The sequence below is a fragment of the Polynucleobacter bastaniensis genome (assembly GCF_018882205.1).
Classification (GTDB): Bacteria; Pseudomonadota; Gammaproteobacteria; order Burkholderiales; family Burkholderiaceae; genus Polynucleobacter; species Polynucleobacter bastaniensis.
Window position 1 is genome coordinate 246,661 of sequence record NZ_JACVOU010000002.1, and the last position, 14,527, is coordinate 261,187.

Here is a 14,527-nt window from a genome sequence, read left to right on the forward strand (position 1 = left end):
TTTCGTTTTAGTAGTCTAGGATCAGAGTCCGCCAGCCCTGATTAGACCGACAGCTTGACCTTCAACCGCAAAGTTCGGTTGACGTCTGTCTACCAAAATATTTTTGAAGTCTGGGTTCTCGGCTTGTAATTCAATCACCATGCCATCCGCAGTTTTCTTTTGGTTCCAACGTTTTACAGTGACTTCATCATCTAAGCGCGCAACCACGATATCGCCGTTACGAACCTCGGAAGTTTTTCGTACTGCAAGATAGTCACCATCCAGAATGCCAGCATCGCGCATACTCATACCTACCACCTTCAGTAAGTAATCAGCACCTTTACTAAACAAGCTTGGATCAATTGGCACTTGTTTTTCAATATGCTCAACAGCCATGATTGGAGAGCCTGCAGCAACACGACCAATGAGTGGCAGTGTGAGTTGCTGAAGGGCGCCAGAAGGTAATGACATCTGACGATATTTATTGGGATTGTGCGTTTGATTAAATCGTTGCGGAATTCGAATGCCGCGGGACGTTCCCGGTGTCAGTTCGATATACCCTTTTTTTGCTAATGCGCGTAAGTGTTCCTCAGCAGCGTTGGCAGAAGCAAAGCCCAGTTGCGCCGCAATTTCAGCGCGTGTTGGGGGGGAACCGCTTTCATCAATCGCCTTGGTAATCAATTCCAAAATCTCACTTTGACGTGAGGTGAGTTTGGGGAGGGCAGTCAGCTCCTCTGGAAAATCGACTGTATTTATATCCATACTGGGATTGTATACAGCACTTTTTGAATATTCAAGCAATTTAGAGGCGGATAATGGAGGAATGAGCTCAAAACCCAACATTTCTGAAAATACACCCCATCTTCTGGTTTTAGGCATGGGAGGCACCATTGCAGGCCTCGCACCCAATCCGAAAGAAAGCCCGCTTCAATACAAGGCCGGCCAAGTCGGGGTTGACGCTTTAGTAGCCCAGGTTCAGTCAGTGGTTCCTGCAGAGCTAAGGCTGGTTTCGCGTCAACTGGCTAATATCAACAGCCGCAATCTGACTGATGCTCACCTTACCGTGCTCGGGCATTCTGTAAGAGAGGCTCTGCTAGATGCTTCTGTGAGGGGAATTGTGATCACCCACGGCACCGATACGATTGAGGAAACAGGCTTATTTTTGCAGGCAACCTGTGGAAAGTTAGCGCAGACTCAGTCTAAGAGGGTTATTTTGACTGGGGCTATGCTCCCGAGTAATGTACCTGGAGCTGATGGACCCTCAAATCTATTGGATGCCTTGCGCTGGGCTTCCACACCTATTGATAACTGTCCTGGTGGCGTTTATGCAGTGATGGATGGACGTGGATGTATGGCAATGGATTTAGCTAAGCGCCACGCTACGGCTTTGAATGCACCATTACAAAATGCCCCATCGAGTTCGGTAGGCCTAATTAATCCATCTTGGTTATCTGGCGTGAAGGCCGTACAGGCTGCTTGGAATGAGGATTTACCTATTCCGCAGGAGGGCGAGTGGCCTTGGGTGGAGATTCTGACTAGTCATGCGGGTGCTCGTCCTGAAACCATCAGCCATTGGCTCAGTAGCGCTGTTCAAGGCTTTGTGCTTGCTGGTTCGGGGCAGGGCGGCTTTCATGATGACTGGATTAAACCTTTGGACCAGGCGATGACTCAGGGCATTGCTCTGGTCAGGACGACTAGAACGGGTGCAGGAACTACTGTGCACAATATTCCCGAGGCAGATGCGCCTGGATGTTGTGCTTCAGGGGGTTTAACAGGACCTCGAGCCAGAATTGCCCTCCAATTGGCTCTAAATGCAGCAAAGCAGGCAAATAAAGCAGGTAAACCCCTGACTTGGCAGGATTTTTTTGCTAGAATAACGGACTTACCTGAAATTCGGTAGGGACTAAAAGCTGTAAATATGTGTAGTTAGTTTTACCTACAATTTGTTACTACCTTGTCACACTGGCGCTAACTTTAAAACCATCGGAAGTTAGCAAGATGCTCAGGTGACTTTATCCTTAAGGAGTGTTAGATGCGTCATTATGAAATCGTCTTTATCGTCCATCCGGACCAAAGCGAGCAAGTGCCTGCGATGATCGATCGCTACAAAGCGACATTAGCTGCTGCTGGCGGCAAAATTCATCGTATGGAAGATTGGGGTCGTCGTCAGATGGCTTATATGATCGATAAACTTGCTAAAGCCCATTACGTTTGCATGAACATTGAGTGCGACCAGAAAACTCTGGACGAGCTCGAGCATGCATTTAAATTTAACGATGCTGTTTTGCGTCACCTCATCATCAAGACGAAGAAAGCTGAAACAGAGCCTTCCATCATGATGAAAGAAGTGCAACGTGAAGAAGCGCGCAAATCAGCTCAATCCGACGCTCCTGTAGTAGCGGCTTAAGTTAGAAATTTGAAGAGGAATACACAGACTAGAAAACGTATCAGAGTGACGGAGCGGCGTTGAATCATTTCACCCTAACTGCATTCTTGGTATCTAAAGACGCGATTCGATTTACACCAGCAGGAATACCGGTGATGCATTGCCAACTAGAACATAGCGGCGAAGTGAACGAGGTAGGAGTGGCTAGGAAAATTCAGATGAGTGTTGAAGCCATAGCAATTGGTCCGATACAAAAGGGCTTAGAGCAAATGGATTTAGGAGCCGAGGCAGTATTTGAAGGATTCTTAGCACCCAAGACTCTACGTAATCAAAGACTTGTTTTCCATATCACCCATATTCAATTGAAAAATTAAAGAGGAAATCATCATGGCGTTTGGAAAGAAACCCGATTTCAAAAAGAAACCAGCTCAGAACCCATTGTTTAAGCGTAAGCGTTATTGCCGTTTCACTGTTGCTGGCGTAGAACAGATTGACTACAAAGATGTAGACACATTGAAGGACTTCATTGGCGAAAACGCCAAGATCACTCCTGCACGTTTGACAGGCACAAAAGCTAAATATCAGCGTCAGTTAGACACTGCTATCAAGCGTGCTCGTTACTTGGCTTTGTTGCCATTCTCCGATCAACACAAGAAATAATTGGGAGCCCTCAATGCAAATCATTCTTTTAGAAAAAGTAATTAACCTGGGCAACCTCGGTGACATCGTTCGTGTTAAAGACGGTTACGCTCGTAATTTCCTAATCCCCCAACGCAAAGCTCGTCGTGCAACTGAAACAGCCATCGCTGACTTTGCAGTACGTCGCGCTGAGTTGGAAAAGTTAGCTGCTGAGAAATTGGCTGCTGCGCAAGCAGTTGGCACAAAGCTCAAAGACTTGGTTCTCGAAATCGGTCAAAAAGCAGGTGTTGACGGTCGTTTGTTTGGTTCTGTAACCAATCATGACATCGCTGATGCTTTGAAAGCAAAAGGCTTTGTAATCGAAAAAGCTTCTATACGTATGCCTACTGGCCCGTTGAAGATGGTTGGTGATCACCCTGTAGCGGTATCTGTTCATACCGATGTAGTGGCTGACATCACTATCCGTGTAGTTGGCGAGCAAGCGTAAGTTTTAGATCTTCGGTTTTTTAATAAATCGCAAGCCTCATGGCTGAATCCCGCTCACGTTCCCTCATGTCAAATCCTGGCATGATGGGTTCTGGGGATCAAGCCTTGCAGGCTTTAAAAGTACCGCCGCATTCTGTAGAAGCCGAGCAATCTTTGCTCGGCGGTCTACTGATCGATAACACAGCCTGGGATCGCCTAGGTGGTGTGTTAACTGATAAAGATTTCTATCGTCCTGAACATGCTCTGATCTATAAGGTCATTCAGCGTTTAGTTGGCGACAATCATCCCGCTGACGTCATTACTGTTCATGAGGCTGTTAAGTCCGAGCAGGGCGGTGACCTAGTTGGTATTGATTACCTCAATTCATTAGCGCAAAGCACTCCAAGTGCAGCTAACATTAAAGGCTATGCCGACATTGTTCGTGATCGTAGCATCCTGCGTCGCCTAATCGAAGTGTCTGACAATATTGTGAACTCGGCATTTGTTCCAGAAGGCCGTTCAGTGAGAACGCTTTTGGATGAAGCAGAGTCGCGCATTCTGCAAATTGGTGAAGAGGGCAGTCGCAAAGCCGACTACCTCGAGATCGAGCCATTACTTAAAACTGTTGTCGCTCGTATTGATGAACTCTACAACCGTCAGGGCGGAAGTGATATCACCGGTATTGCAACTGGCTTTATTGATCTAGATAAACAAACCAGTGGTCTGCAAAAAGGCGACTTGGTGATTGTTGCTGGTAGACCATCGATGGGTAAAGCACAGCCACTAGATGCCAAAGTAAAAACGGTTGACGGCTGGAAGTTGATGGGCGACTTGCTTTTTGGCGATCGCCTGGCCTCTGTAGATGGTCAGCATTCCATGGTGACTGGTGTCTATCCGCAAGGCATTAAACAGATTTACAAAGTCACTTTCTCTGATGGTCGTGAAGCTGAGTGCTGCGATGAACATCTCTGGCGCGTCATGTACCGCGATTGGGATGCGCCCAAAGTCATTAATACTGCGCGTTTAATGGAAATGCTTTCTTATGTTCGCTACAAGAACCGTCTGTGGATCGATCCTGTTTCAGGTGATTTTGGTCATTCAAATACATTGCCAATAAACCCTTGGGTGTTAGGTGCATTACTCGGTGATGGAACTCTGGCCTTATCTCACGGCAGCGTGATGTTCTCGACCAAGTCTCCGGAACTTATTGAGCGCATGAATGCTCTAGCTGGCTATGAGATGGAGATGGTTCATGCCAACGCATATGACTGGAGATTGGTTTCTAAAGCCAGAATTTCTGCCAATGGCCAACGTCAGTCTGTACCAACAAATTACTTCCGCTCTGCCTTACAAGATATAGGCGTTCTCGGCTGCAGAAGCTTTGATAAATATATTCCTGCGACTTATCTCGAGGCGAATAAGACTTCTCGTCTCGCGCTGTTTCAGGGCTTGATGGACACTGATGGCTGGATTGAGAAGTGGGGATCTATTCGTTTTTGTACGGCAAGTAAGCAGTTATCAGAAGACGTAGCCTCTTTAGCTAGATCATTAGGCGGCTTTTGCTCAATCGCGCAAAAACAGTCAAGCTATACCTACAAAGGTGAGAAGAAGCAGGGTCGTTTAGCTTATGTTTTAAATATGAGTTTTGCTCCTGGCTTCCAGGTATTCACTTTGCCTGAGAAGAAAGAAAGACTCAGATCAACGTGGGATCGCCAACGCAGACTTACCTTTAAAAGTATTGAGCCATCCAGAGTGACTGAGGCCCAATGTATCTCTGTTAGCCACCCAGACAGAACCTACATAACAAATGATTACGTAGTGACCCACAACACTGCATTTGCCCTCAATATCGCAGAGAACGTTGCATTAGCCGAAGGCTTACCAGTCGTTGTTTTCTCAATGGAGATGTCAGGTGAGCAATTGGCATCCCGTTTATTAGGTTCGGTAGGTCGCGTGGACCAAAGTCGTATGCGTACCGGTAAGCTGCAAGATGACGAGTGGCCGCGTGTTACTGATGCCATTGCCCGCTTGAGTAATACCCAAATTTTGATTGATGAGACTGGTGCTCTTTCCAGTCTAGAGTTGCGTGCACGCGCACGTCGTATTGCGCGTAACTTTGGTGGAACACTTGGCCTGGTTGTGATTGATTACTTGCAGTTGATGAGCGGCTCTGGTTCTGAGAATCGTGCTACTGAGATTTCTGAGATCTCACGCTCACTCAAATCACTTGCAAAAGAGTTACAGTGCCCAGTTGTTGCCCTCTCACAGTTAAATCGCGGTCTTGAGCAACGCCCTAATAAGCGCCCAATCATGTCTGATTTACGTGAGTCCGGCGCGATCGAGCAAGATGCCGACTTAATTATGTTCATCTACCGTGATGAGGTGTATCACCCAGATACCACTCAGGATAAAGGCATGGCGGAGATCATTATTGGTAAGCAGCGTAATGGACCAATTGGTACAGTGCGCTTAAGCTGGCAAGGTCCGTATACCAAGTTTGATAATTTGGCGATGGGATCGGTGGGTTATTCTTCTGGTGGCTATGAGCCGTTCTAATACAGAAGAAAAATAATAAGCAGTAGTAATATATAAACAGTAATTAAGAATAAAAAAAGCCTCGCATTGCGAGGCTTTTTAACTTGATGGAAAAGGTATTTACTTGCCGCCTTCACACTTCTTGATGGATGCAGCTTTAGCAGCACCATAGAGCGGCTTACCGTCTTTGCTTAGTGCTTTAGCTTCGCAATCATTGGGCTTGGCATCGCCCATACATTTCTTAATAGATGCATCTTTAGCAGCACCATAGAGCGGCTTACCGTCTTTGCTAACTGCTTTGGCTTCACAGGCTGCTTGATCTGCAAAAGCAAAAGATGGAATTGCAAAGCTAAATGCAATAGTTAAAGCGATGATGATTTTCTTCATACGAGCCACTCCCAAATGAGTAATTTAAAGAACCAATTGTTCTATCTGAAATGTAAACAATATTTAGGATTTTGGGAATACGGTGTAATGCTATCAGCTCAAAGGCTAATAATTAAGGCGTCAATCTTCTAGCTTCAGTAAATCTGGCTGCCCAGTAGGGTGTAGTGATGTATTCCAAGCGCACAGTTCCACCAGCGCTTGGCGCATGCACAAATCTGCCTTGACCGACATAGATGCCTGCATGCGAGTACTTTGTACCAGTAGTGTTGAAGAAGACGAGGTCTCCTGGTGCGGGTGGACCACTGTCTACGCTTTGACCTCGATTACTCATCTCCTGAATGGTCCTTGGTAACTTGATGTTCGCAGACTTGTTATAGACATAAGCAATTAAGCCACTGCAATCAAACCCCCCGCTAGGATTATTGCCGCCATAGCGATAGGGTACGCCAACCAAACCTACTGCTGCAATGGAGATGTCTTCTGTACCTACACTCGTATCTTGTTTAAATTGAGCTACCTTGGTCGCATTACTCTTTGAGCCAAAGCTGCTGCAACCCGACAGTATTGCTAGGGCGCAAATAAAAATGCCGCACCCTATCAGAGTGCGGCATGAGAAAGTTTGCTTAGAGCGCGTCAGCAGCATGATCCGCAAGACGGGAGCGCTCACCGCGAGCCAGAGTCACATGTCCACCATGACGCCAGCCTTTGAAGCGATCCACCACATAAGTGAGGCCTGAAGAGCCTTCGGTTAAGTAAGGTGTGTCGATCTGGGCAATATTACCTAAGCAAATAATCTTGGTTCCTGGGCCCGCACGAGTCACCAGGGTTTTCATTTGCTTTGGAGTTAAATTCTGCGCCTCATCAATAATCACAAACTTACTGACAAAGGTTCTACCGCGCATGAAGTTCATGCTCTTTACCTTAATGCGTGAACGAATCAATTCTTGTGTCGCAGCACGGCCCCATTCTCCAGCGCTACCGTCCTCATTACGTTGTAGTACTTCAAGGTTGTCATCAAATGCACCCATCCAAGGCTGCATCTTCTCTTCTTCAGTGCCAGGTAAAAAGCCAATATCTTCACCTACTGGAACAGTGGCTCGAGTGATGATGATCTCGTTATAGCGTTTGCTGTCCAACACTTGCTCCAAGCCTGCAGCCAAGGCCAGCAGAGTTTTACCAGTGCCCGCTTGCCCCAATAATGTGACGAAATCCACATCCGGGTTCATGAGTAGGTTCATGGCAAAGTTCTGCTCGCGATTGCGTGCGGTCACGCTCCAGACATTATTTTTCTGATGAGAGAAGTCCCTCAAGGTTTGTAGTAGGGCGGTCTTGCCGTTAATCTCTTTGACTTGGGCATAGAAGGGTGTTGAGCCATCAGGGTTTTCTTGATAGACAAACTGATTTACTAACATGCCGAGAACTGAAGGACCGGTTACACGATAAAACATCGTGCCAGATTTACCGTCAGCCCAACTCTCCATATCTTTGCCATGCTTTGGCCAAAAGTCTGCAGGTAGTGCCATCACTCCGGAATACATTAAGTCGCGATCTTCTAAGACCTGGTCGTTGAAGTAATCTTCAGCAGGCAAGCCAAGCGCGCGCGCTTTAATGCGCATATTGATATCTTTAGATACCAGCACAACTTCCTGGCCTTTACGTGTCTTTTGCAGCTCACTCACTACTGCCAAGATCAGGTTATCGCCCTTACCTTCAGGCAAACCTTCGGGGAGCGCTTGGGTAGTCAGCTTTGTCTGGAAAAAGAGTCGACCAGATACATCTTGATTGCCAAGCTTATTCAGGGGAATGCCATCGTCTAATGTGCCGCTGGTACCGGCTACTAATTGATCTAAAGAGCGGCTTACTGTACGGGCGTTACGAGCAACCTCCGTCATACCCTTTTTATGGTTGTCCAGCTCCTCAAGAGTAGTCATTGGCAAGAAGAGATCATGCTCAGAGAAGCGGAACAGAGAACTTGGATCGTGCATTAATACATTGGTGTCTAGAACGAATAGACTCGGAGGGCCGGTGCGATTAATACGCTTTGGTTTTTCAGGTACATTCGCTATCTTGTTATCACTACGCCCACTACGCACAACTACTGGGTTGTGATCGCTTTTAATTTTCTCAAGCACTACTTCAGCAGCAGAAAGATCTTCATCTGCATCTGTTGCCCAATCTGGGGCATGACTCTCCATCACAACAGTTTTTGCTGGCGCAGGACGTTTATTTAAATTCGGGGTGTCCTTGCTACTAATTTTGACTTGGCCGGCAATTTGAGTTGGGATTGGGGGCAATGGCATGCAGACTCTCCTAAAAGAAAAAACCGTCAAGCGGGTTGCATTGACGGCTTATAACGAAACTGAGTGTAAAACGATCTGTAAAACAGCGGGGGTTGTTTACCGAGCCTGATCTTAAGTATTCAGGCTGATGAGTCAAACGGATTGTGAGACTTTCCCGTCGTTTACGGTGCATAGAGACTACTTTACCCCAAATTTTAGGCTTTGCAAGTGCCCCAGATTAAATTAATTTAAAAATTATTTAGTGGCTTGGGCTGCTTGTAATACCTCTGTCACATGTCCGGGAATTTTAAGGCCGCGCCACTCTTTTACCAGCGTGCCCGAAGAGTCAAAGAGGAAGGTACTGCGCTCTACGCCACGAACTTGCTTGCCATACATGTTCTTCATTTTCATGACGCCAAAAAGCTGGCATAGGGTTTCTTCGGTATCGGCAACGAGTTCAAATGGCAGCTCTAGTTTGCTTCGGAAGTTATCGTGAGATTTGAGGCTATCTCGAGATACGCCAACGATCAAAGTATTTGCTTTAGTGAAGGCGTCTATGTTGTCCCGAAATTCACCAGACTCCGCGGTGCAACCTGGAGTCATATCTTTTGGATAAAAGTAGACAACCAGTTTTTTGCCTTTGGCTGAGTCTGGGGTAAAGGTCAATCCTGATGTTGCCGGGATTGCACATTGGGGCATTGATTTACCAATTTCTACTGTCATGATGGGGCTCTCTTATTTAACTTAATGTATTACGTATTCTGAGCTAACTCATACCGTTTGCAAAATGAGCTCGCCGCTTCTATTGGGTATTTCCCCCCAGGAGACTGGCTGTACGGCTATTTTATCCAGTTGCTTAGTGGCTGCCCAGGATTGATGCAGCTCCCCCATGGTAACCAGGTCGTGCCCTTGGTTCAGCCAGCCCGCCAATAGTTGCTCAAAGGCGGGTAGAAGCTTCTGGCCTTCAAGTTCTGCATGCAGGGTAAATACTTGATCATTTGGATTGCTTTGGGTAATTTCGAGGAGTTTTTTTACTGCACCAAACTCATCGTTATCCTCAATCCCGATCAGCTCATCAAAGGTGGGTAAGGTTGTAGGGTATTGCACGTGCTTTGCTTTCCCGGAGGGGAGCATAAAGCGGTAAGGCATAAGATTAGGCTCAGCCCGCCCATCGGAAGAGTATTGAATGCCCCATTGATCAAGTTGCTCAAAGGCTGCTTCATTCATTTGCCAACCAGCGGCACCATAAGTGACTGGTGGGTGACCAAAGATCTCTACAAAACGATCCCAACTTTTTTGCATCTGTGCTTTAGTCCACTGGGCATCGCGATGACGCACAGCATCTTGCCAAGCTACGTGATCCCAGGTGTGAATACCAGTCTCATGACCAGCCATATCTATGGCACGCATTTCACTAGCAGCTTGTTTGCCAATATCGGGGCCAGGAAGAAGGACGCCGTAGAGCAAAGTCTTAATGCCGTAGTGTTCAACAACGGAAGTGCGACTTACTTTCTTTAGAAAACCTGGCTTAAAGACTCGCTTCAGTGCCCAGCCAGTGTGGTCAGGGCCTAGGCTAAATAGGAAGGTGGCTTTCAGGCCAAAGCGTTCAAGCGTGCGCGCTAGGTTGGGCACACCTTCTTTGGTCCCGCGCAGAGTATCAACATCTACTTTGAGTGCAATCTTAGCCATAAAGCCTTAAATGTACTTTCACCTATTCTTTATCAACTAAATGCCGTGCGTTTTCTACGTCATGGCGATAGGCTTCAAAAATATTCTTCAGCGCATCGCTCATATTGATCGTTGGCTTCCAGCCCAATTCAGTCATCGTGTTATCAATTGCAGGAACACGGTTCTGAACATCCTGATAGCCTTCACCGTAGTAAGCGCCAGAGGTAGTTTCTACTATCTTCACTTCATTTGCTGACTTTGCGTACTCAGGAATACTACGAGCGATATCGAGCATCTGATTGGCTAGCTCGCGAATAGAGTGATTGTTTTTTGGATTACCAATGTTGTAGATCTTGCCGTCAGCAACACCATCTTTGTTGCCGATGATGCGCATTAAGGCGTCGATGCCATCATCAATATAAGTAAAGGCACGTTTTTGCGCGCCACCATCAACCACGTTGATTGGCTCGCCGCGAACGATATGACCCAAGAACTGAGTAACGACACGGGAAGAGCCTTCCTTTGGTGTGTAGATACTATCTAGTCCCGGGCCAATCCAGTTAAATGGGCGGAAAAGAGTGAAGCGCAAACCTTCCATGCCGTAACCCCAGATCACGCGATCCATCAATTGCTTGGAGCAAGCATAGATCCAGCGTGGTTTGTTGATTGGGCCATAAACCATATTCGACTTAGCGGGATCAAACTCACCATCTTCACACATGCCATAGACTTCGGATGTAGATGGAAACACTAAATGTTTTTTGTATTTAACTGCTGAGCGCACAATTGGTAAATTGGCTTCAAAGTCGAGCTCAAATACTTTTAATGGTTGCTGAACATAAGTTGCTGGTGTTGCAATGGCTACTAAGGGCAAGATGACATCGCATTTACGGATGTGATATTCAACCCATTCTTTATTGATAGTGATGTCACCTTCAAAAAAGTGCATGCTAGGATGGCTTACTAAATCACCCAGGCGATCGTTTTGCATATCCATACCATAGACATGCCAATCGGTTGTCTCCAAGATACGCTTTGAAAGGTGATGGCCAATAAAGCCGTTTACGCCAAGAATGAGTACTTTTTTCATCTTTACTGCCTCGTTTTTTAATCTAAAGAGTGCCACTTTTAATTTTTTTAGCTATTTGCAGGGAACCAGTCCAGTATCACTACCGCTTTTTGGTCCCCACAAACGCCGAATACCTGATTATCAACCACTTGGATACCAGAAACCTGAAGATCTAGCTCTCTCGGAAATGGGCCTTCTAGGCTGGTGCGAGCCACGATCCTGCGCTCACCTTGCCAGTCTGTAAAAGCGCCGGGATAGGGGGGCGCAACGGCTCTCACGAGGTTATGAACCTGCTGAGCAGTTTGATGCCACAGGATTTGCCCATCAGCAGGCTTGCGGCCCCCAAAATAGCTTCCTTGAGTCAGATTATTAAGTTTTCTGGGGATGTGGCCTTTAAGAAGTTCGGGTAGAACCTGGTTTATTACCGAGATGGCTGCTTGGCTTACTTTGTCAAAGACATCCGTAGCAGTTTCATTGGCGCCAATAGAGACAGTCGACTGCCCAACAATATCGCCTGCATCTGGTTTGGTTTCCATGATGTGCAATGTGGCACCAGTTTGCGTTTCTCCATGTAGGATGGCCCAATTGACTGGGGCACGACCTCGGTACTTTGGCAGTAGCGAGCCATGCATATTAAGAGCGGCAACCTTGGCGCAAGCCAAGAGCTCTGCCGGAATCATGTGGCGATAGTAAAAAGAGAACAGGTAATCAGGTGCTAGTTTTTGGATCCGCGGCACCAGATCCATCAACTGATTGGAATTCGGTGTGACGTAAGGAATCCTTTGATTTTCACAGAGCTTGATAACACTCGCAAACCAAATATTCTCATTGGGGTCATCCTGATGCGTGATCACCAGATCAATCTGTATGCCGGCATCCATCAATGCTTCGAGGCAATGAACCCCAACATCGTGATAAGCGAATACGACTGCGCGCAATTATTTTTTCTCTAAAACGGTTTTTACGATGTAACGAGGGCGATTGCGGATCTGCTGATAAATACGACCAATGTATTCTCCTAGTAGGCCAAGACCAAAAAGGATTACGCCAATTAGAAAAAAGGTCAGCGCAAATAGGGTAAAGAGTCCCTCAGACTCAGCACCCAGGACAAAGCGACGGATTAATAAGTAAACAAACAAGCTGCCCGCTGCAATAGATAGCAACATTCCCAGAATCGAGAAAATCTGCAAAGGCATGATGGAAAAGCCGGTAACTAAATCAAAATTTAAACGAATCAGTTGATAAAGGCTGTATTTTGATTCACCAGCAAATCGCTCTTCATGTTTAACGCTAATTTCAATTGGGTTAGCAGCAAAGGTATAGGCCAATGCAGGTATGAAAGTATTGCTCTCATCACACTGACGAACGAGATCAACAATGTGACGGCTATAGCCACGCAACATGCACCCTTGATCGGTCATCGTAATGTGAGTAACGCTCTCACGCAAACGATTCATGGCGCGTGACGCAAGCTTTCTGAAAAAGCTATCGCGGCGATTAGCGCGGACTGTGCCAACATAGTCATAACCTTTCATCAGCTGTTCAGCAAGTAAATCGATTTCTTCAGGTGGATTTTGTAAATCCGCATCCAAAGTAATGATGTATTCACCTTTGGCGTATTCAAATCCAGCCATAATTGCCATATGCTGACCAAAATTGCTATGAAATAGAATTGCACGTGTAACGTCAGGCCGCTTGTCCACTTGACTGGCAAGAATACCTGCCGAACGATCCTTACTACCGTCGTTTACTAAAACGATCTCATAGGTAATATTGCGTTGAGCGACAAGGCGATCCAAGGCTGGATAGAGACGATCGAATAGGGCTTGGAGCCCATCTTCCTCGTTGTAAACGGGAATGACAACACTTAGTGTTGGAGTGGGGGCTGAATTTGCAATCATGCTGCAATTTTGCCTGATTCTGTGGATCAAACTTAATAAAAGCTAGATTTTGCGGTATTTCTTGAGGATTCCTACAATTCCGCTTGCTATGCGGTCAATATCCTCATCATCCATATCAGGAAATAAAGGGAGAGTAAGAATAGAGCGGCCAATCCGTTCAGCCACTGGCGTGTCTAGTGTTTTATAGCCCTGATTTTTGTATAGAGTAAAACCAGTGATAGCGGGGTAGTGAACCCCCGTTCCAATACCAAGGTCTTTAAGTTCGGCCATCACTTGCGCACGATCACAATTTAATTGATCGAGTGGCAGCACCACCTGAAACATATGCCAATTACTACCAATAAAATTCTCAACAGGAAGTTCTAAATGAAGGTTGTGCAATCCAGCAGATTTGAGTTTTTCGCGGATCACATCAAAATATTGTCCAGCAAGCACAACTCGTCTTGCTTGAAAAGAGGGTAATTTTTTTAGTTGTTGCAGGCCAATAACCGCATTGACATCAGTCAAATTATCTTTGCCACCTAAGATATCTACATCCATGCCGTCCATACCCTGTCGAGTTAGACCTTGTAGCCGTAATTTTTCAGCGAGCTTGGCCTCATTTATATTATTTAATACAAGGCAACCACCCTCAATGGTAGTCAGATTTTTGTTGGCCTGGAAACTAAAGCTCACGAGGTCACCAAAGCTACCAATCTTTTTCCCTTTCCATTGTGAACCAAAGGCCTGAGCAGCATCTTCAATAATCCGAAGATTATTTTGCTTAGATAAAGCGTAAAGGTGATCCATATCTACTGGTAAGCCAGCTAAATGTACCGGCATGATAGCGCGAGTTTTAGGGGTGATCGCAGCACTTACTTTATTGAGATCAATATTGCGTGTCACAGGATCAATATCTACAAAGATTGGTTTCGCGCCTACACCCAAAATCACATTCGAAGTAGCTACCCAAGATATCGGCGTTGTAATGACTTCGTCACCGATGCCAATACCAGCAATTTGTAATGCGATCCTCATGGTTGCTGTGCCATTGGCAAAGCAGCGCACAGGACGGCCACCAAAATACTCGCTGAGGGCTGCTTCAAACTCTAATAACTTTGGCCCTGAGGTTACCCAACCTGATCGCAGTACCGCTGTAACAGCATCAATGGTTTCTTGATCAAAGCTAGGGCGGGTAAAAGGGAGAAATGGTTCTGCTGACATATATAAAGTTAATGTT

The 14,527-nt window shown here is 46.2% G+C and carries 16 protein-coding genes; 6 read left to right on the forward strand and 10 right to left on the reverse strand.

The window, feature by feature from the left end; all coding sequences use genetic code 11:
* Positions 1–21: 21 nt before the first annotated feature.
* Positions 22–741: a transcriptional repressor LexA gene (gene lexA, locus ICN22_RS04360; protein ID WP_216169063.1), complete on the reverse strand. Its 720-nt coding sequence runs from the start codon at positions 739–741 to the stop codon at positions 22–24.
* Between the two features lie 61 nt (positions 742–802).
* Between lexA and ICN22_RS04365 the strand changes: the two genes are divergently transcribed.
* The 6 genes from ICN22_RS04365 (at position 803) to dnaB (ending at position 6,025) form a co-directional block, all read left to right on the forward strand.
* Entirely contained in the window at positions 803–1,879 is a 1,077-nt protein-coding gene (locus ICN22_RS04365) for an asparaginase domain-containing protein (RefSeq protein ID WP_216169064.1), read from the forward strand.
* A 132-nt stretch (positions 1,880–2,011) separates the two neighbouring features.
* Complete coding sequence (rpsF, locus tag ICN22_RS04370; protein ID WP_215304752.1) at positions 2,012–2,386, forward strand: 30S ribosomal protein S6; 375 nt, start codon at positions 2,012–2,014, stop codon at positions 2,384–2,386.
* A 59-nt stretch (positions 2,387–2,445) separates the two neighbouring features.
* Positions 2,446–2,739: a primosomal replication protein N gene (priB, locus tag ICN22_RS04375; protein ID WP_215308021.1), complete on the forward strand. Its 294-nt coding sequence runs from the start codon at positions 2,446–2,448 to the stop codon at positions 2,737–2,739.
* A 13-nt stretch (positions 2,740–2,752) separates the two neighbouring features.
* Complete coding sequence (gene rpsR / locus ICN22_RS04380) at positions 2,753–3,025, forward strand: 30S ribosomal protein S18 (protein ID WP_011902267.1); 273 nt, start codon at positions 2,753–2,755, stop codon at positions 3,023–3,025.
* A gap of 13 nt (positions 3,026–3,038) precedes the next feature.
* Entirely contained in the window at positions 3,039–3,491 is a 453-nt protein-coding gene (gene rplI / locus ICN22_RS04385) for a 50S ribosomal protein L9 (RefSeq protein ID WP_216169065.1), read from the forward strand.
* An 83-nt stretch (positions 3,492–3,574) separates the two neighbouring features.
* Positions 3,575–6,025, forward strand: coding sequence for a replicative DNA helicase (gene dnaB, locus ICN22_RS04390; RefSeq protein WP_369411568.1), 2,451 nt, complete (start codon positions 3,575–3,577; stop codon positions 6,023–6,025).
* A gap of 99 nt (positions 6,026–6,124) precedes the next feature.
* Here dnaB and ICN22_RS04395 read toward each other — a convergent pair whose 3' ends face one another.
* The 9 genes from ICN22_RS04395 to ICN22_RS04435 all read right to left on the reverse strand — a co-directional run bounded on the left by ICN22_RS04395 (position 6,125) and on the right by ICN22_RS04435 (position 14,511).
* Complete coding sequence (locus tag ICN22_RS04395; protein WP_216169066.1) at positions 6,125–6,391, reverse strand: hypothetical protein; 267 nt, start codon at positions 6,389–6,391, stop codon at positions 6,125–6,127.
* 112 nt (positions 6,392–6,503) lie between these two features.
* On the reverse strand, positions 6,504–7,058 hold the full coding sequence (locus tag ICN22_RS04400; RefSeq protein WP_369411563.1) for a C40 family peptidase: 555 nt from the start codon (positions 7,056–7,058) through the stop codon (positions 6,504–6,506).
* The gene (locus ICN22_RS04405) at positions 7,015–8,691 is read right to left on the reverse strand and encodes a PhoH family protein (protein WP_216169067.1); all 1,677 of its coding nucleotides are present in this window, start codon (positions 8,689–8,691) and stop codon (positions 7,015–7,017) included. Before ICN22_RS04405 ends, ICN22_RS04400 begins: the two co-directional genes overlap by 44 nt.
* A 234-nt stretch (positions 8,692–8,925) precedes the next feature.
* Complete coding sequence (locus ICN22_RS04410; protein ID WP_216169068.1) at positions 8,926–9,393, reverse strand: peroxiredoxin; 468 nt, start codon at positions 9,391–9,393, stop codon at positions 8,926–8,928.
* A 48-nt stretch (positions 9,394–9,441) separates the two neighbouring features.
* Positions 9,442–10,359, reverse strand: a complete 918-nt coding sequence (locus tag ICN22_RS04415) for a polysaccharide deacetylase family protein (RefSeq protein WP_216169069.1) — start codon at positions 10,357–10,359, stop codon at positions 9,442–9,444.
* A gap of 22 nt (positions 10,360–10,381) precedes the next feature.
* The gene (locus ICN22_RS04420; RefSeq protein ID WP_216169070.1) at positions 10,382–11,428 is read right to left on the reverse strand and encodes a bifunctional UDP-4-keto-pentose/UDP-xylose synthase; all 1,047 of its coding nucleotides are present in this window, start codon (positions 11,426–11,428) and stop codon (positions 10,382–10,384) included.
* Positions 11,429–11,475: 47 nt separating this feature from the next.
* Positions 11,476–12,345, reverse strand: a complete 870-nt coding sequence (locus tag ICN22_RS04425; protein ID WP_216169071.1) for a formyltransferase — start codon at positions 12,343–12,345, stop codon at positions 11,476–11,478.
* Positions 12,346–13,308, reverse strand: a complete 963-nt coding sequence (locus tag ICN22_RS04430; protein ID WP_216169072.1) for a glycosyltransferase — start codon at positions 13,306–13,308, stop codon at positions 12,346–12,348.
* A 42-nt stretch (positions 13,309–13,350) separates the two neighbouring features.
* On the reverse strand, positions 13,351–14,511 hold the full coding sequence (locus ICN22_RS04435; protein ID WP_216169073.1) for a DegT/DnrJ/EryC1/StrS family aminotransferase: 1,161 nt from the start codon (positions 14,509–14,511) through the stop codon (positions 13,351–13,353).
* Between the last annotated feature and the right edge of the window lie 16 nt (positions 14,512–14,527).